The organism is Klebsiella sp. w6 (genome assembly GCF_033100215.1).
GTDB classification, from domain to species: Bacteria; Pseudomonadota; Gammaproteobacteria; order Enterobacterales; family Enterobacteriaceae; genus Klebsiella; species Klebsiella variicola.
The window spans coordinates 3593171-3610494 of record NZ_CP136907.1 but is presented as its reverse complement, the minus strand read 5'-3'; the positions used below and the strand labels follow the sequence as shown (position 1 = coordinate 3610494).

The following is a 17324-nucleotide window of genomic DNA, read 5'->3' as shown; positions in this document are numbered from 1 at the left end:
CGCTTAGCGATACCGCGGCGCAGGCTGTCCGGTTCGTGCGCTGGTAAACAGCGCCAGTCTGGACTGCTCAAAAGCCTCCCATAGTCCCAGGTCATGAACCGGTGGTAAGGTGACCTGTTCCCCCATCTCCAGCCCCCTGAGAGCGGCGTCCACCAGATCCTCTGTGGTCATCACCGTGCCGGTGGGCAGGGCGTTCAACGCCACGCCGGAGGTCGGCCAGAGATCGGTGGCGGTCGCCGCCGGCAATACCGCCTGAATACGCACGCCGCTGTCGGCAAACTCATCCTGCAGACCGCGGGTGAAGCTCAACACCCAGGCTTTACTGGCGCTGTAGACCGCGCTACCTGGCAGCGTATGTAGCGCGAGGATGGAGGCAATATTAATGAGCGTTCCCCGGCGTCGTGGGATGAAAGCGGCCAGCGCGGCATAGCTCAGGCGCAGCAGCGCCGTGGTATTGAGCGTATGAATCGCCTGGTGCTCCCGCGGCGTACTGGCGAGAAAACCCGCCATTTTCGCGGTGCCGGCGTTGTTAATGAACAGGTCGATGGCGGGATCCTGCTGCAGACGCTGCTCTACGGCGGCAATCCCGTGCTCTTCGCTAAGATCGGCTTTGAGGATGCTGGCCTGGATGGCGTAGCGCGCCTGCAGCTGGTCGGCGAGCGCCAGCAGCCGGTCTTCACGACGGGCGGCGAGGATCAGGTTGTAGCCGCGGGCGGCGAGTCGTTCGGCATAGATCGCGCCGATACCTGAGGACGCGCCAGTGATAAAAGCAGTGTGCGATGGTTGGGTCATGAGAATTGCCTCGTAAAAGGTTGCATTATTAAACCAAATTCAGCATGAGATATTAGGTTTAATAATGCAACCATTTTGTCCGGACTTTTTCATTTTTGCCTGCCGCGGGCAGCGTTTAGTCGTTCAGCGGAATAGCGATGGTGATGTCTGCCGGGGCCAGCTCACGGCCATCCGCCGCCTGCAGGACCAGCTTACGCAGGGGCTGGCGCTGCTGACGGTCAATGAGCCGGGTCGCCGGTTCGTCGGGCTCGAACAGATAGTCGTCTGCCCACTGGGAGAGGGCGACCAGCACCGTCTGCAGGGCACGGCCCTTGTCGGTCAGGACATACTCCTGCCAGGCGCTGCCATCGGAGGCCGGCTGCAGGCGCAGGATGCCTTCATCCACCAGCATTTTCAGCCGCCCGGCGAGCATGTTTTTGGCAATACCGAGGTTTTTCTGGAATTCGCTAAACCGGCGCACCCCGCGTAGAGCATCGCGGACGATCAGCAGCGACCACCAGTCGCCGATAACATCGAGGGAGCGGGCGATAGGGCAACAGCTGTTTTCCAGACGGGTACGTTTCACGAAAGCCTCCAGGTTAATTGTTTCATTATAAAACTCTTTGCCCGGCAGGGGAAATTTTCGGCTACGGTCTAAGTTTGCGAGCGATTACCAGGAAAAATGTCATAAATCCGTCACAATTAACGCGATGATAATAAACGACTAAGGATGAAGGGATGAAAAAACGTCTACTTGCCGCCGCCGTTGCCGGCGCGGTGATGTTATCCGCTGGCGCTCAGGCGCAGGACTCGGCCGCCCCGGAGGGGTATCAGCTGCAGCAGGTGCTGATCATGAGCCGTCACAACCTGCGTGCGCCGCTGGCCAATAACGGCAGCGTGCTCGAGCAGTCCACCGCCAAGGCCTGGCCGCAGTGGGATGTGCCGGGCGGCCAGCTGACCACCAAAGGCGGCGTGCTGGAGGTGTATATGGGCCACTATATGCGCGAATGGCTGGCGCAGCAGAAGCTGGTGACCGGCGGTGAGTGCCCGCCGGAAAACGCGGTTTACGCCTATGCCAACAGCCTGCAGCGCACCGTCGCCACCGCGCAGTTCTTTATCACCGGCGCGTTCCCGGGCTGCGGTATCACGGTGCACCATCAGCCGCAGATGGGCACCATGGACCCGACCTTCAACCCGGTTATTACCGACGACTCCCCCGCGTTTCGCGAGAAAGCGCTGCAGGCGATGGAAAAAGAGCGTCAGGGGATGCAACTGACCGAGAGCTATAAGCTGCTGGAGACGATGATCGATTACCGCAACTCGCCCTCCTGCAAAGAGAAGCAGGTCTGCTCGCTGAGCGAGGGTAAAGATACCTTTAGCGCCGGTTATCAACAGGAGCCGGGGGTTTCCGGTCCGCTGAAGGTGGGCAACTCGCTGGTGGACGCCTTCACCCTGCAATATTATGAAGGTTTCCCGAAAGACCAGGTGGCGTGGGGGGAAATCACCAGCGATAAGCAATGGCAGGTGCTGTCGAAGCTGAAGAACGGCTACCAGGATAGTCTGTTTACCTCGGTAGCGGTGGCACAAAACGTCGCCAAACCGCTGGTTAAATATATCGATAACGCGCTGGTGGGCGAGGAGGCCAACAAGGCGAAAGTCACGCTGCTGGTGGGGCACGACTCGAATATCGCCTCGCTGCTGACGGCCCTGGACTTTAAGCCTTATCAACTACCTGGCCAGTACGAGCGCACGCCCATTGGCGGCAAACTGCTGTTTCAGCGCTGGCATGACAGCGCCGGTAATCGCGATCTGATGAAGATTGAGTATGTCTATCAAAGTACTGAACAGCTGCGTAACGCCGACGCGTTAACCCTGCAGGCCCCGCCGCAGCGGGTCACCCTGGCGCTTAACGGCTGCCCGGTTGACGATCAGGGATTCTGTCCGCTGGAGACCTTTAAAAAGGTGATCAACGAGGCGGCGAAATAATGTAAAAAACCCGGAGCAATCCGGGTTTTTTAGCAGGTTAGGGCGAGACCTGGCGGAAATAAACGTCCTAGACGTTTTTACGCTCAATGGTCTGTTCACCCCAGAACAGCGCATCTTTATCGGTTTTGGCAAAGGCCAGCGCCAGCACTTCGTCGCTGCCTTCCTCCCAGATTTGCTCCGCCAGTTTTTCATCGTAGTGGGCGACTTCGAAAATCGCCTCGGCGATCTCCGGCGAGGTGTTACGTAAACTTGCCCATTCGCCGACGCGATGTGCTTTTGCTTCTTGAGTTGGCATGTTACTCCTCCTGCAGAAGATTAGCCGTGGACTTTAACGGCCAGTTTGGCGACATGTTCGCCCTGATAGCGGGCGATGGCTAACTCTTCCTCGCTCGGCTGACGCGAGCCGTCTCCGCCGGCGATGGTGGTCGCGCCATAAGGGGTACCGCCGCGGACCTGGGAAATATCAAACAGCTCCTGGGCGCCGTAGCCGATCGGGACGATGATCATGCCGTGGTGGGCCAGCGTCGTCCAGGTCGAGGTAATGGTTTGTTCCTGTCCGCCGCCGGTGCCGGTTGAGCTGAATACGCTGGCGATCTTGCCGTACAGGGCGCCGGACGCCCACAGACCGCCGGTTTGATCGAGGAAGGTGCGCATCTGACCGGACATGTTGCCGAAACGAGTTGGGGTACCAAAGATGATGGCGTCATACTCTGCCAGCTCCTGCGGCGTGGCGACGGGCGCGTTTTGCGTTTTCCCGCCTGCTTTGGCAAATGCTTCAGCCTGCATGGTTTCCGGCACGCGCTTCACAACCACCTCAACGCCATCCACCCGGTTTGCCCCATCGGCGACGGCGTGAGCCATGGTTTCAATGTGTCCATACATGGAATAATAAAGCACCAGAATTTTAGCCATTTCCATCACTCCTCGGTTGCGTTATAAGCCAGCCAAATGGCTGGTTACCTTTAAAGATAAAGCCTCCGCCGGAGAGTGCAAATCCAACGGGCATTTATTTGATTTATAACAAAATGACAAAGCATTATTTACTTTTCCTTGCACCGCGCGGCCTGAAAGGGAGAGAAGGAGGAAGCGTTGTGCCTGCTATTTTGGCCGGTGTGGCAAGGGTGTAGCATCAGGATACATTTTTGCCGACTATTTTTTCTCCGCCAGCAGAGCAGGTTAGAACCCGTACGCGCCGCGAGGGGGCTTTTTTCGCCCGGGTTTGTTTCTGGATATTTCATTTGCCGCCGTCAGCGGCAGTCATTCACTAACCTTATAGATACGCGGTAAGACAGCGGCGTCGCCGCTCCCGCGTAATGCACTATGATGTCTAACCTAATGGAGGTCAGTAATGGCAAACCATCGTGGCGGTTCTGGCAACTTTGCTGAAGACCGTGAAAGAGCATCAGAAGCAGGACGTAAAGGTGGCCAGCATAGCGGGGGGAATTTTAAAAATGACCCTCAGCGCGCCTCAGAGGCTGGCAAAAAAGGGGGTAAAAACAGTCACGGTAGTCGTGAAAGTTAACGCGCGACTCGCACTGTTCTCTTTGATGCGGTGTTAATCTCCCCGACCCAACCGCATCGCCCTCGCCGCCGGCATCTGCCGGCGGTTTTTTTATCTGTCGGTGGTTGCGCTCCCGCCGGGCGGATTGCACACTGGTCGCCCGTTAATCGTCATGGCTGTCTTATGTCTTCGTTAAAATTCTCCATTACCCGCCAGGAAGCGCTCCTCATCATGATCACCATGTTCTGGGGAGGGACGTTCCTTGCCGTGCAGTATGCGGTGAGCCTCAGCGGGCCGCTGTTTTTTGTCGGTCTGCGTTTCGCGACCGCCGCGCTGGCGGTGGGCCTGCTCTCGCTGCGCACCCTGCGGGGGCTGACGTGGCTGGAGGTGAAGGCGGGGGTGGCGATTGGCGTGGCGATTGCGCTGGGGTATGGCCTGCAGACCTGGGGACTGCAGTCGATCTCCAGCAGTAAGTCTGCGTTTATCACGGCGATGTATGTGCCGCTGGTACCGCTGCTGCAGTGGCTGTGCCTGGGCCGTATGCCGGGGGTGATGTCCTGCGTGGGGATTGTGCTGGCGTTTATCGGTTTGATCCTGCTGGCCGGGCCGGAAAATAATCTGCTGGCGCTTGGCGTGGGGGAGATGATTACTCTGGCGAGCGCGCTGGCGATCGCGGCGGAGATTATCCTTATCAGCGCCTGGGCCGGGAAAGTCGATGTCCGCCGGGTGACGGTCGTGCAGCTGGCGACCGCGTCGCTGGTGGCTTTCGCCGCCATGAAGCCGGCCGGTGAGGCGGTTCCGCCGTTGACGCCGGCCCTGCTCGGCGTCGCGCTGGGGCTGGGGATTTTCAGCGCGATCATTCAGGTTACCATGAACTGGGCGCAGCGCAGCGTCTCGCCGACGCGGGCCACCCTTATCTATACTGGTGAACCGGTATGGGCCGGTATTTTTGGCCGGCTGGCCGGTGAGCGTCTGCCGCTGCTGGCTCTGCTCGGCTGCGTCTTGATCCTCGCAGGGGTGCTGGTGAGCGAGCTGAAGTGGAAGCGCAAGTCGCCGCCGCAGGTTTCCACAAACGACGATGCGCAGCCGCTCACGGACCTGGCCGATCGCCGCGAGCCATAATTTTACGCTTCTGATCCTACAGCGGCGCTTATCCTGGCTGGCCTACTCGTCCGGCTCTGATTGTCTCCAGGCCCGCGCCAGCGTAGCGCCGCCGGGCGATGGCATCAGGCACGGCGTCGCTTTTATGCCGGGTGGCGGCTGCGCCTTACCCGGCCTACAACCCCAACTCACCGCTGGCGTAGGGGCTGCTGAAACTGCCGTTGTTGGCGGCCTCAAAATCGCTGAGACGTTCCCGGAAGGCCGGGGCAGCCCGCATGGATGCGGGCTGAGGGCCGTGTTTTGCACGGACGCTGCCTCGGCCCGACCCGAAGCCTGCAGGGATAAGTCGAAGGCACCACGCAGTGGCGATTTTGCTGGCCGGAGCCCGGGGGTACAGGGGGCGGCGGCGACTGGCCGCCCCCTGTGCGCTCCCTGCGCCATAAGAGACATAACGCAGAAGACCTATCGGGAGCGCCATCTGCCCGGAAATAACACAGAACAACCGTTTCTCCGGGGCGAAACCGTTGCAAACCGATAACCGTATCAAATTATCCAGCCCTGACGGTCAGTCGGCCCACGCCAGCGCAGCGCCGCCGGGCGGTCAGGCTCCGTACCTGCGGCGGTGCCGGATGGCGGCATAAATGCCTTATCCGGCCTACAGGCTCACACCACCCAGGCCCACGCGCCAACACCGCGCTAATGTGGCTTACACCGGCGTTACCCTGGCCTCCTTCGCCTCGCGCGTCCCGCGATGAAGCAGCGCGTGCAGCAGGATCGCCCCGAAGGTGGCCGTACCAATTCCGCCCAGCGTAAAGCCGCCCAGCGACAGCGCGAAATCGCCGGCGCCCAGCACCAGGGTCACCGACACCATGATCAAATTGCTGTTCTGGCTGAGGTCGACGCGGTTTTGCACCCAGATCCGCGCCCCGGCGACCGCGATCAGGCCAAAGACCACGATCGAGGCGCCGCCGATCACCGGCCCGGGAATGGTGTGGATTAATGCGCCAAACTTCGGCGAGAAGCCGAGCAGCATCGCGATCAGCGCCGCGGCGACAAAGACCAGCGTCGAATAAACCTTGGTCACCGCCATGACGCCAATGTTCTCCGCATAGGTCGTGACCCCGCTGCCGCCCACCGAGCCGGAGAGCATGGTCGCCAGCCCGTCGCCGACGAAGGCGCGCCCCATGTACGGGTCCATATTGCGCCCGGTCATCCCGGCGACGGCCTTCAGGTGCCCGAGGTTCTCGGCCACCAGGATCACCGCGACCGGCGCAATCAACATCATCGCCTGACCGTTAAAGGATGGGGTGGTAAAGTGCGGCAGCCCGAACCACGCCGCCTGGGCGAGGGGGGAGAAGTCCAGCGGTTTGCCAAGGCCAAAGCCGTTAGCCAGCAGGGCGTACAGTGCGCAGGCAACGATCAGGCCGACCAGGATCAGCAGACGCTGCAGCATCCCGCGGGTAAATACCGCGACTATGCCGATGCAGAGCACGGTCAACACCGCCATCCAGCTGTCGAAGGCGCTGGCGGAGACGCTGCGCACGGCAATCGGCGCCAGGTTCAGGCCGATTGCCATCACCACCGCGCCGGTCACCACCGGCGGCATCAGGCGCTCGATCCAGCGGGTGCCGATCTTCATCACCACCAGACCAATCAGGGTGTAAACCAGCCCGCAGGCGATGATCCCGCCAAGGGCGACGCTCAGATGAGGGTTCAGCCCCTGGCCGTTAAAGCCGGTAATGGCGATCACCACCCCGACAAAAGCGGCGCTGGAGCCGAGATAGCTCGGCACCCGTCCGCCGGTGACGACAAAGAACAGCAGAGTGCCGACGCCCGACATCAGAATCGACAGGTTGGGGTCGAGCCCCATCAACAACGGCATCAGCACCGTCGCACCGAACATCGCAACGGCGTGCTGCACGCCCATCACCAGCGTTTGTCCGGCCGATAAGCGTTCATCGGGGGCGACAACGCCGGACTCAGCGGCGGGGGAGGTCAACTTCCAGCGAGGAAAATCGAAGAGTGCCATGATGATATCCCGGGTTAAAGGTTAACAAGCGGGTCGCATAAGCGTGTGATAACCGCGGTCAAACCACATCAGTCCCCGGGGCTCCGGGTGACGGGTAATGGCCACGACGTGACAAAACAGAATGTCGTGCGTCCCGACGCTGACGCGCTGGTCGATGCGGCAGTCAAAGCTGACCAGCGCCGCCTCCAGCCGCGGACAGCCGGTGGCGCCGGTCTGCCAGTCGGCGGCGGCAAAGCGCTCGTCCATTGCCGTTTTACCGCCAAACAGCGTCGACAGGGCCTCCTGTCCGGCCGCCAGGGTATTGACGCACAGCGTGTGGTGTTCGCTGAACACCGGCCACACCGAGGCCGAGCGGTTCAGGCAGACCAGCAGGGTTGGCGGCGTGTCGGTAACGCTGCAGACCGCGCTGGCGGTGAACCCCGCCCGGCCCGCCGGGCCATCGGTGGTAATAATGTTAACCGCGGCGCCGACGTGGGCCATGGCGTCACGAAAACTCGCTTTGTCCGCTAACTCCATCGCCAACTCCTTATGCCAGCAGGCAGGCTTCATCAAAGGACAGACGCGGCAGGCGACCATACAGCTTGCCGGGGTCGCCATAGCCGATGTTCACCAGCAGGTTGCTTTTCCAGCCGTTGTCGGCAAAAAACGCCGCGTCGACTTTTTCCCGGTCAAAACCGGACATCGGCCCGGTGTCGAGGCCCAGCGCGCGGCAGGCGAAAATCAGGTACGCCGCCTGCAGCGAGCTGTTGCGAAACGCGGTCTCTTCCGCCAGCTGCGGGCTGGAGGTAAACCAGCTGCGGGCGTCACCGTGGGGAAACAGGGTCGGCAGCCGGTCGTAGAAGGCGCTATCCCATGCCACGATGGCGGTCACCGGCGCCTGCATGGTTTTCTGCAGATTGCCGCTGGAGAGCGTTGGGCGGAGCTTCTCTTTGCCTTCCGCGCTGCGGACGAACACGATGCGCGCTGGCGAACAGTTGGCGGAGGTGGGCCCCATTTTCATCAGGTCCCAGATGGCCTGCAGTTGCGCGTCGCTCACCGGTTTATCGAGCCAGCCGTTGTGGGTCCGGGCCTGGGTAAACAGCGTCTCGCAGGCCGTGTGGTTTATCGCATCGTTCATTAGATCTCCCTGGCGACCGGCAGCATAGCGGCCAGCCCGTCGCATAAAATGGTATTAAAGGTATCGGCGTCGGTGACGTTACAGGCATGGCCGCCCCACGGCATCTCCACACGCTGGCTGCCGGGGATCGCCGCCTGCAGCACGCGGGAGCAGGAGGCCGGGACCAGCAGGTCGTCAGCGGCGCTGACAATCAGCGTCGGGCAGGCGATGGCCGCCGCACGGCGTGAAAAATCAGCCTGCTTCAGAGCCTGCAGCCGCTTCAGCAGATTCTCTTTGCCCTGAAAATGGCTGATGGCAAGCGCATCTTCCGCTTCGAGGCGCGGCAGGCGCGCGGCCATCCATTCCGCCGGGTAGAGAAACAGCGGTTGCGCTTCAACCCACGCCTGCGCGCCGCCGGCATGCAGTAGACGCTCGCGCACCAGGAAGCAGCGGCGGGTGTGTGGCGACAGCGTCAGCCAGCCGTTGACCAGCACCAGGGCGCTCACCGCCTCGGGGCGATCGAGCGCCAGCTGCAGGCCAATCAGCGCCCCCAGGGCGTGGCCCACCAGCGCAAAGCGGGTGATCCCCGCCGCCTGCAGGGCGCTGAGCAGCTCCTGGGCCATCGTCGCCATGCTGTAGTCGGCGGGCAGCGGGCCGGCGTTTTCCCCGGTCCCGTTATGGTCATAACTCACCAGCTGATACTGTGCCTCCAGCGCCGCGCGCTGCGCCAGCCAGTAGCCGCCGCCGCCGCCCAGACCGGCGCTGAGGACCACCACCGGCGCGCCGGGCCATGGGGCTGGAGCAATATTGAGCCTCATCATGTCGGGGTGCCGATATGGGCGACGCTGGCGATTTCCACCAGCGCATCAGGCTTCACCAGTCCGCACTGAATGCAGAAGCGGGCCGGTTTATCGCCGGGGAAGAACTCGGCGTAGACCTCGTTAATCGCGGCGTAATTTGTCCAGTCGGTGATAAAGATGCTGTTGAAAGTCACATCCGCCATACTCCCGCCCGCCGTTTCGATAACGCTCTTGATGGTCTCCAGCACGTGGCGGGTTTGCGCCTTTGGGTCGCCGATGTGCACCACATTGTTTTGCTTATCAAACGGCAGGGTGCCCGAGACGTAGACCACCCCGTCGGCGAGCGTTCCCGGAACAAAGGGGGCAATCGGCGTGGTGGTGCCTGGCGGAATAATCACCTGTTTAGGCATAACGTTTCTCCTTGGCTAAAGACAGCGGGGTGGCGGGGGACAGCGCGTGGCAGAAGCTCTCGACGTCGCTGACCCAGCCGAAAAAGGTTTCAATATTGAACAGCGCCGCCTGCTGGGCGAAGGCCGGGCCGGCCTGATGGGTGGCATCCTCCAGCACGATGCCGAAGTATTCGAGAAAGAAGCCATCGCGCAGCGTCGATTCGACGCAGACGTTGGTAGCGATCCCGGTGAACACCAGGTGGCGTATGCCGCGGCTGCGTAAAATGCTGTCGAGCGGGGTGTTAAAGAAGCCGCTGTAACGCGGTTTCGGCAACACGATATCGCCTTCCTGCGGCGTCAGCTCATCCACCAGCTGATAATCCCAGCCGCCTTTCGCCAGCAGCTTGCCCTGCAGCTCCGGACGCTGACGCATCGTTTTCAGCGCGTTGGATTTGTGATAGTTCGGCGAGCCCGGGCCGCCAGCTTCAACATACTGGTCATCCCAGCCATTCTGGAACCAGATAATCAGCATGCCCGCGGCGCGGGCGGCGGCGACGGCGGTATTAATATTGTCGATAACCGGCCGGGTGGCGGAGACGTCAAAGCCGGCGAGATCCAGATAACCGCCCTGACTGGCGTAGGCATTCTGCATATCGACCACAATCAGCGCGCTCTGCTGCGGCGCGAAGGTCAGGGATTCCGGGCGAGCGGGAAGGGTAATCATCAGGCCACCTCACGGGTAACAGGAGCAATGTGGTCCCGGCAGCGCATCAGCGGCTGAATGCGTTCGCCAAAGGCGTCGATGCCGGCAAGAAAATCATCAAAGGTCAGCAGCACGCCGTCGGTGCCGGGCACGCTCGCCACTTCATCGAGCATCCGCGCGACGCTGGCATACGATCCGACAAGGGTGCCCATGTTAATGTTGACCGCCGAGGTGGGGTCGGCCATCTGGCGCACGTTGGTATCGCTGCCGGAGCGGGTGTCTTTCTGACTCTGCTCGGTGAGCCACGCCAGCGCCTCTTCATCGGCGCCCGCTTTGTAATGTTCCCATTTGGCGCGCGCCGCCTCGTCGGTTTCGTCGGCGATCACCATAAACAGCACATAGGACCCCACGTCGCGGCCGGTTTTTTCCGCCGCCTGCATCATGCGTGCGGCGGTTGGGGCAAAGGCCGTTGGCGTGTTGACTCCTTTGCCAAAGCAGAAGTTGTAGTCCGCGTGCTGGGCGGAGAAGGCCATACCGGCATCGCTCTGCCCGGCGCAGATCACCTTCATCGGCTGCGAAGGGCGCGGGCTGACCCGGCAGTCGTTCATGGTGAAGTAATCACCTTTGAAATCGCTGCGCCCGGTGCCCCACAGGTCACGGAGCACCTGAACGTATTCGGTGAGATAGTCATAGCGGCTGGCGAAATAGTCATCTCCCGGCCACATGCCCATCTGGTCATATTCCGGTTTTTGCCAGCCGGTCACCAGATTGACGCCAAACCGGCCGCCGGAGATGGAGTCGATAGTGGAGGCCATTCGGGCGACAATCGCCGGCGGCAGCGTCAGGGTGGCGGCGGTGGCGTAGATCTGGATCTTCGAGGTCACCGCGGCCAGGCCGGCCATCAGGGTGAAGGACTCCAGGTTGTGATCCCAGAATTCAGTTTTCCCGCCGAAGCCGCGCAGCTTGATCATGGAGAGCGCGAAGTCGAAATGGTAGTGCTCGGCCTTCTGCACGATAGCCTTATTCAGTTCGAAGGTCGGCATATACTGCGGGGCATGAGTAGAGATCAGCCAGCCGTTGTTGCCAATGGGAACGAAAACACCAATTTTCATACCTACCTCTCTGCAGTCATGGAAGATGGAGTTGCGGTGGTGCGGCATCCTGCCTCTCCCTGGACCACCTCGCAGAAGAGCTAAAGCAAACGCGATGCCAGTTTTATAAATGCTAATGTTATTAATGTGTTACTTTTGAGTTGCTAAAAAGGACGATAAAAAAGTGGACTGGATGGTCAAAATCAGTGCACGAAAAAACGGCAGTCATGCGCAATCAGGGTGCACGGGGTCGTGTCGGCGCGGGGCTTTTGCTATGCTGGTGGCGTCAACTGAAGGAGAGGATGTATGGCACAGGGCGCGGTGAAGAAAAACGGCAAACGTTCACAAGCGGTCAGCGCCAAAAAGGAGGCCATCCTGGCCGCCGCGCTGGAGGCATTTTCGCAATTTGGTATTCACGGTACGCGACTGGAGCAGGTGGCTGAGCGCGCCGGGGTATCGAAAACCAATCTGCTCTATTACTACCCTTCGAAAGAGGCGCTGTATGTGGCTGTCCTGCAGCAGATCCTCGCCATCTGGCTGGCGCCGCTGAAGGCGTTTCGCGAGGATATCAGCCCGCTGGTGGCGATCCGCGAATATATTCGCCTGAAGCTGGAGGTGTCCCGCGATCACCCCCAGGCCTCGAAGCTTTTCTGCCTCGAGATGCTGCAGGGGGCGCCGCTGCTGATGGGCGAACTGACCGGGGACCTGAAAGCGCTGGTTGATGAGAAATCGGCGATTGTCTCCGGCTGGATCGACCGCGGCAAGCTGGCGCCGGTCGATCCGCAGCATTTAATCTTTATGATCTGGGCCACCACCCAGCATTACGCCGACTTCGCCACCCAGGTGGAGGCGGTCACCGGCGCCACGCTGCAGGATGCGGCCTTTTTTGAACAAACGGTCGATAATGTCCAGCGGATGATTATCGAAGGCATTCGCGTCCGTTAATTGGCCGGCGGCAGCGGGCAGCTTTGATCGCCATCCTCGCACTGCAGCAGCGAGGCGAGGAAAGACTCCCGCTCCACGCTCTTATCGGTCATGCACTGGCTTATCAGCATCGGCTGCATGCTGCCGCCTTCGGCGCCGGACGCGAGAAAGGCGCAATCGGCGTCGCGCAGGGCGATCCATGCCTGCTGCGCCTGCTTCAGTAATGTTTGTTGTTTACCCACCGCCCGCTGCAGGGCCTGCTGCCAGGTGTCATTCAGTTTTTTGTCGGCCGCCTGATACTGCGCGGCCGCGCACTGATTCATTTCGGTTTGGGTATTGGCGTTGCTGCACTCGTCCGCCAGCGCCGCGCCGCTGGCCAGCAGGGCCATCACGGCAAATAACGTGCGTTTCATTGTTCTGCTCCCATAAAAAAGGCTCCCGTCCGGGAGCCTTAATTAAACACAGCTGACGTCGGCTGTCATTAGCTGATCACAGCGCCGATTTTCCGGATGGAGGCGCACAGCGCCTTATCCGGGCTACCTCGTTGTATTGTTATGTTGTCGGGTGGCGCTACGCTTACCCGACCTACAATACAGGCCGTCCCCCGTGCCTTTGGCGGTGTTATGTAGCCCCGGTAAGCGCAGCGCCACCGGGGGCGCCTGTTTTAGCCGATGGTCATCAGGCTGGCGTTACCGCCTGCCGCCGCGGTGTTAACGCTCAGCGAGCGCTCAATATACAGCCGCTCCAGCAGCAGGTTGGTTTCGCCGCGGGCGAAGCCCTGCACCGAGACAATCGCCCCGTCGCGCGCCGCCACCTGCTCGCACAGCTCGCGCAGCTGGTCGGAATCGCCGTGGTAGATAACCGCGTCGAAGGCCTGGCCAGGTAACTGCTCCGCTTTGGCAAAGCGAATGCGCTCGCTGACCTCCCGAGGCAGCTTCTTCGCCAGATCGCGCTGCAGGGCGCTGTCCGGCCACAATACTTCACAACCCACCGCCAGCACAGCCGCCAGCTGGATCAGCGCATCCTGTTCGTTATCCGCGACGCACAGCACGCGCTCGCGCGGCATCAGCGTCAGGGTATTGCGCTCGCCGGTTGGCCCCGGCAGCAGGCGTTGGGTGCCGCTTTGCGCCTGCTCGCTGTACTGCTGGCACAGCGCCTGCAGCTCAGGACGGCCCGCCGCCCACTGCTGCAGCGCCTGCAGCGGTTTTTCCAGCAGCGTTTTCAGCTGGGCGTCCAGCGGGCGCTCCGCATCCTGGCGGGCGAAGGTCACGCCAACCGCGTCCTGCGGACGGCTGGAGAGTAGACGGTACAGATACAACGGACCGCCGGCTTTCGGACCGGTACCGGACAACCCTTCGCCGCCGAACGGCTGCACGCCGACCACCGCGCCAACCATATTGCGGTTGACGTACAGGTTGCCCACCTTCGCGCTGCCGGTGACCTGGGCGATGGTCTCGTCGATGCGGGTATGCACGCCGAGCGTCAGGCCGTAGCCAGAGGCGTTAATCTGCTCCACCAGTTTGTCCAGCTCGTTACGGTTATAGCGCACCACGTGCAGCACCGGGCCGAAGACCTCTTTTTTCAGCTCGTCGAAGCTATCGAGTTCGATAAGCGTCGGCGGCACGAAGGTTCCGTGGCGCCATTCGCGGGCGTCTTCGCTATTCTCGCGCACAGCCTGGTAGACGGTGCGGCCTTTGGCGCGCATCGCCTGAATATGGCGTTCAATATTCTCTTTCGCTTCCGTGTCGATAACCGGGCCGATATCGGTGGTCAGCCGGCCCGGATTGCCCATCCGGCACTCGCTCATGGCGCCGCGCAGCATGGTTAACGTATGGTCGGCGACCTCTTCCTGCAGGCAGAGGACGCGCAGGGCGGAGCAGCGCTGGCCGGCGCTGTCGAACGCGGAAGCCAGGACGTCGATCACCACCTGCTCGGTCAGCGCCGACGAGTCGACGATCATCGCGTTCATCCCACCGGTTTCAGCGATCAGCGGCGTCGGGCGACCCTGGGGGTCGAGGCGGCTGGCAATATTGCGCTGCAGCAGCGTCGCCACTTCGGTGGAGCCGGTGAACATCACGCCGCGTACGCGCTCATCGGAGGTTAGCGCGGCGCCCACGGTTTCCCCGCGGCCCGGCAACAGTTGAATAACGCCCGGCGGCACGCCGGCCTCCAGCAGAATCGCCACGCCCTGGGCGGCGATCAGCGGCGTCTGCTCGGCTGGTTTCGACAGCACGCTATTGCCGGCGGCCAGCGCGGCGGCAATCTGGCCGGTGAAGATCGCCAGCGGGAAGTTCCACGGGCTGATACAGACCACCGGGCCCAGCGGGCGGTGGGTTTCATTATCGAAATCGTCGCGCACCTGGCCGGCATAATAGTGCAGGAAGTCGACGGCTTCGCGTACTTCGGCGATGGCGTTGCTGAAGGTTTTACCCGCCTCGCGCACCAGGATCCCCATCAGGGTCGGCATCTGGCTTTCCATCAGCACCGCGGCGCGCTCAAGAATGGCGGCGCGCTCCTGCGGCGGGGTGGCGAACCAGATCGGCGCATTGTTGATAGCGCTGGTCAGCGCCTGCTGCACTTCGGCGTCGCTGGCTTCGCGGACGTAGCCGACGATATCTTTCGGCTCTGCCGGGTTAACCACCGGCTGCATTTCGCCTTCGGCCACTGGCTGCTCCAGTATCGGCAATGCCTGCCATTTATGCAGGGCGCTGTTGAGCAGGGAAGAGGAGAGGGAGGCCAGACGGTGCTCGTTCGCCAGATCGAGACCGGCGGAATTGCTGCGGCCGCTGCCGTAGAGATCGCGCGGCAGCGGGATTTTCGGATGCGGCAGGCCGGCCTGGCCTTCCTGCTGCGCCAGTTTTTCTACTGCGCTGACCGGGTCGGCCACCAGCTCGTCCAGCGGCAGGGTATTGTCCGCGATACGGTTGACGAAAGAGGTATTGGCGCCGTTTTCCAGCAGACGGCGCACCAGATACGCCAGCAGCGTTTCGTGGGTGCCCACCGGGGCGTAGATCCGGCACGGCCGGTTCAGTTTGCCGTCGGCGACTTTGCCCACCACCTGCTCGTACAGCGGTTCGCCCATGCCGTGCAGGCACTGGAACTCATACTGGCCCGGGTAGTAGTTCTGGCCCGCCAGCTGGTAGATAGCCGCCAGGGTATGGGCGTTGTGGGTAGCGAACTGCGGGTAAATCAGGTTCGGCACCGCCAGTAGCTTCTTCGCGCAGGCGAGGTAGGAGACGTCGGTGTAAACCTTGCGGGTATAGACCGGATAGCCTTCGAGGCCTTCCATCTGCGCGCGTTTGATTTCGCTATCCCAGTAGGCGCCTTTCACCAGACGGATCATCAGGCGACGGCGGCTGCGGGTGGCGAGGTCAATCAGGTAATCAATAACAAACGGACAGCGCTTCTGGTAGGCCTGAATAACAAAACCGATGCCGTTCCAGCCGGCCAGCTCTGGCTCGAAGCACAGTTTTTCCAGCAGATCGAGGGAGATCTCCAGGCGATCGGCCTCTTCGGCGTCGATGTTGATGCCGATATCGTACTGGCGCGCCAGCAGGGTCAGCGATTTCAGACGCGGGTAAAGCTCTTCCATCACCCGGTCATACTGCGCGCGACTGTAGCGCGGGTGCAGAGCGGAGAGCTTAATGGAGATGCCCGGCCCTTCATAAATGCCGCGGCCGTTGGAGGCTTTGCCGATGGCGTGGATCGCCTGCTGATAAGAGACCATATAGGCCTGAGCGTCGGCGGCGGTCAGCGCCGCTTCGCCGAGCATATCGTAGGAGTAGCGGAACCCTTTTTCTTCCAGCTTGCGGGCGTTAGCCAGCGCTTCGGCGATGGTTTCGCCGGTGACGAACTGCTCGCCCATCAGGCGCATCGCCATATCCACGCCCTTGCGGATCAGCGGTTCGCCGCTCTTACCGATGATGCGGTTCAGGGAGCGGGAGAGGCTGGTCTCGTTATGGGTCGACACCAGTTTCCCGGTAAACAGCAGCCCCCAGGTGGCGGCGTTGACGAACAACGACGGGCTGCGGCCGATGTGCGACTGCCAGTTGCCGTTGCTGATTTTGTCGCGGATCAGCGCATCGCGGGTGGCTTTATCCGGAATACGCAGCAGGGCTTCCGCCAGGCACATCAGCGCCACCCCTTCCTGTGAGGAGAGGGAGAACTCCTGCAGCAGACTCTGCACCATGCCGGCGCGGCCGCTGGCGGTCTTCTGGTTGCGCAGTTTTTCCGCCAGCTGATACGCCAGCTTGTGCGCCTGTTCGCCCAGCGACTGCGGCAGTCGGGCCTGCTCCAGCAGCATCGGTACCGCGTCGGTTTCCGGGCGACGCCAGGCGGCGGTGATCGCTGCGCGGCTCACCGACTGCGGCAGGATCTGCTCGGCAAATTCGAGGAACGGTTGATACGGCTCTTCCGCCGGTGAACCCGCTTCATCGCTTTCATTGGCGGCGCCGTTCAGAAGCGCCGGCAGCTCAGGCAGCGTCTCATCGTTTTCCAGCTTTTCCAGATAATTGAAGATGGCCTGTTTAATCAGCCAGTGCGGCGTGCGGTCAATACGGCTCGCGGCGGACTTAATGCGCTCGCGAGTTGCGTCGTCAAGCTTAACACCCATGGTGGTGGTGCCCATGCTCAAAACTCCTGTCATTTATCGTTAGGCTTATGCGGTTGCATGGAAATATCCACTATGTTGCAACTTTGTGCAACCTTGTTAATTATGGCTTGTGACGCAAGCCGTGAAATGGCGGATTTGTTAAAAATAATGCCTAAAATAGCAGAATTTTAACCCCGTGCTCATAGGGTATTTGTATGCGTGAGTTAACACTTTTGTTTGGTGCAACCTTTAAAAACGTGAGAGAGTGCAACCTCTAAAAAAATGACGTTTTGCGCTGTCGGGTTTTCGTGTAAATGCTGTGTTAAATCATTTGTGAAAAAC

At 61.2% G+C, this 17324-nt stretch carries 18 protein-coding genes; 4 read left to right on the top strand and 14 right to left on the bottom strand.

The features are described 5' to 3' along the window. Positions 1–3: 3 nt before the first annotated feature. Both R0140_RS17940 and R0140_RS17935 read right to left on the bottom strand, forming a co-directional pair. A complete protein-coding gene (locus R0140_RS17940) occupies positions 4–792 on the bottom strand; it encodes an SDR family NAD(P)-dependent oxidoreductase (protein WP_008805931.1) in 789 nt (262 codons plus the stop codon). A gap of 115 nt (positions 793–907) precedes the next feature. Further along, positions 908–1357, bottom strand: a complete 450-nt coding sequence (locus tag R0140_RS17935) for a winged helix-turn-helix transcriptional regulator (RefSeq protein WP_012542276.1) — start codon at positions 1355–1357, stop codon at positions 908–910. Between the two features lie 152 nt (positions 1358–1509). Between R0140_RS17935 and agp the strand changes: the two genes are divergently transcribed. Then, a complete protein-coding gene (gene agp / locus R0140_RS17930; protein WP_012968594.1) occupies positions 1510–2757 on the top strand; it encodes a bifunctional glucose-1-phosphatase/inositol phosphatase in 1248 nt (415 codons plus the stop codon). Positions 2758–2824: 67 nt separating this feature from the next. Here agp and R0140_RS17925 read toward each other — a convergent pair whose 3' ends face one another. The 3 genes from R0140_RS17925 to R0140_RS17915 form a co-directional block, all read right to left on the bottom strand. Next, entirely contained in the window at positions 2825–3052 is a 228-nt protein-coding gene (locus R0140_RS17925) for a YccJ family protein (protein ID WP_008805934.1), read from the bottom strand. 20 nt (positions 3053–3072) lie between these two features. Next, complete coding sequence (wrbA, locus tag R0140_RS17920) at positions 3073–3669, bottom strand: NAD(P)H:quinone oxidoreductase (RefSeq protein WP_008805935.1); 597 nt, start codon at positions 3667–3669, stop codon at positions 3073–3075. 217 nt (positions 3670–3886) lie between these two features. Then, positions 3887–3988, bottom strand: coding sequence for a hypothetical protein (locus R0140_RS17915; protein WP_224224868.1), 102 nt, complete (start codon positions 3986–3988; stop codon positions 3887–3889). A 117-nt stretch (positions 3989–4105) separates the two neighbouring features. Between R0140_RS17915 and R0140_RS17910 the strand changes: the two genes are divergently transcribed. Beyond that, on the top strand, positions 4106–4279 hold the full coding sequence (locus R0140_RS17910) for a con-10 family general stress protein (protein ID WP_002898708.1): 174 nt from the start codon (positions 4106–4108) through the stop codon (positions 4277–4279). 162 nt (positions 4280–4441) lie between these two features. Then, the gene (locus R0140_RS17905; protein ID WP_008805936.1) at positions 4442–5380 is read left to right on the top strand and encodes a DMT family transporter; all 939 of its coding nucleotides are present in this window, start codon (positions 4442–4444) and stop codon (positions 5378–5380) included. 685 nt (positions 5381–6065) lie between these two features. Here the strand turns inward: R0140_RS17905 and rutG are convergent. From rutG to rutA, 7 genes are read right to left on the bottom strand one after another with little or no spacing between them, the layout of a single operon-like run. Then, positions 6066–7388, bottom strand: coding sequence for a pyrimidine utilization transport protein G (rutG, locus tag R0140_RS17900; protein WP_008805937.1), 1323 nt, complete (start codon positions 7386–7388; stop codon positions 6066–6068). Between the two features lie 21 nt (positions 7389–7409). Then, complete coding sequence (rutF, locus tag R0140_RS17895) at positions 7410–7904, bottom strand: NADH-dependent FMN reductase RutF (RefSeq protein ID WP_012968592.1); 495 nt, start codon at positions 7902–7904, stop codon at positions 7410–7412. A gap of 10 nt (positions 7905–7914) precedes the next feature. Then, complete coding sequence (locus tag R0140_RS17890) at positions 7915–8505, bottom strand: malonic semialdehyde reductase (RefSeq protein ID WP_008805939.1); 591 nt, start codon at positions 8503–8505, stop codon at positions 7915–7917. Then, positions 8505–9305, bottom strand: a complete 801-nt coding sequence (gene rutD / locus R0140_RS17885; RefSeq protein ID WP_012968590.1) for a pyrimidine utilization protein D — start codon at positions 9303–9305, stop codon at positions 8505–8507. The genes R0140_RS17890 and rutD overlap by 1 nt, the downstream gene beginning before the upstream one ends. After that, entirely contained in the window at positions 9302–9694 is a 393-nt protein-coding gene (rutC, locus tag R0140_RS17880) for a pyrimidine utilization protein C (protein WP_004204505.1), read from the bottom strand. Before rutC ends, rutD begins: the two co-directional genes overlap by 4 nt. After that, positions 9687–10397 (bottom strand): pyrimidine utilization protein B, encoded by a 711-nt coding sequence (gene rutB / locus R0140_RS17875; RefSeq protein WP_008805941.1) that lies wholly within the window; start codon positions 10395–10397, stop codon positions 9687–9689. The genes rutC and rutB overlap by 8 nt, the downstream gene beginning before the upstream one ends. Further along, entirely contained in the window at positions 10397–11488 is a 1092-nt protein-coding gene (rutA, locus tag R0140_RS17870) for a pyrimidine utilization protein A (protein WP_004204507.1), read from the bottom strand. The genes rutB and rutA overlap by 1 nt, the downstream gene beginning before the upstream one ends. A 285-nt stretch (positions 11489–11773) precedes the next feature. On the opposite strand from rutA, the gene rutR reads away from it, so the two are divergent. Then, entirely contained in the window at positions 11774–12412 is a 639-nt protein-coding gene (gene rutR, locus R0140_RS17865) for an HTH-type transcriptional regulator RutR (protein WP_004204508.1), read from the top strand. On the opposite strand, the gene R0140_RS17860 is transcribed toward rutR, so the two are convergent. Both R0140_RS17860 and putA read right to left on the bottom strand, forming a co-directional pair. Then, entirely contained in the window at positions 12409–12804 is a 396-nt protein-coding gene (locus tag R0140_RS17860) for a lysozyme inhibitor LprI family protein (protein ID WP_012968588.1), read from the bottom strand. The two genes, rutR and R0140_RS17860, sit on opposite strands and share 4 nt — an antisense overlap. A gap of 251 nt (positions 12805–13055) precedes the next feature. Continuing rightward, positions 13056–17018: a trifunctional transcriptional regulator/proline dehydrogenase/L-glutamate gamma-semialdehyde dehydrogenase gene (gene putA, locus R0140_RS17855; protein WP_317703870.1), complete on the bottom strand. Its 3963-nt coding sequence runs from the start codon at positions 17016–17018 to the stop codon at positions 13056–13058. Positions 17019–17324 lie beyond the last annotated feature (306 nt).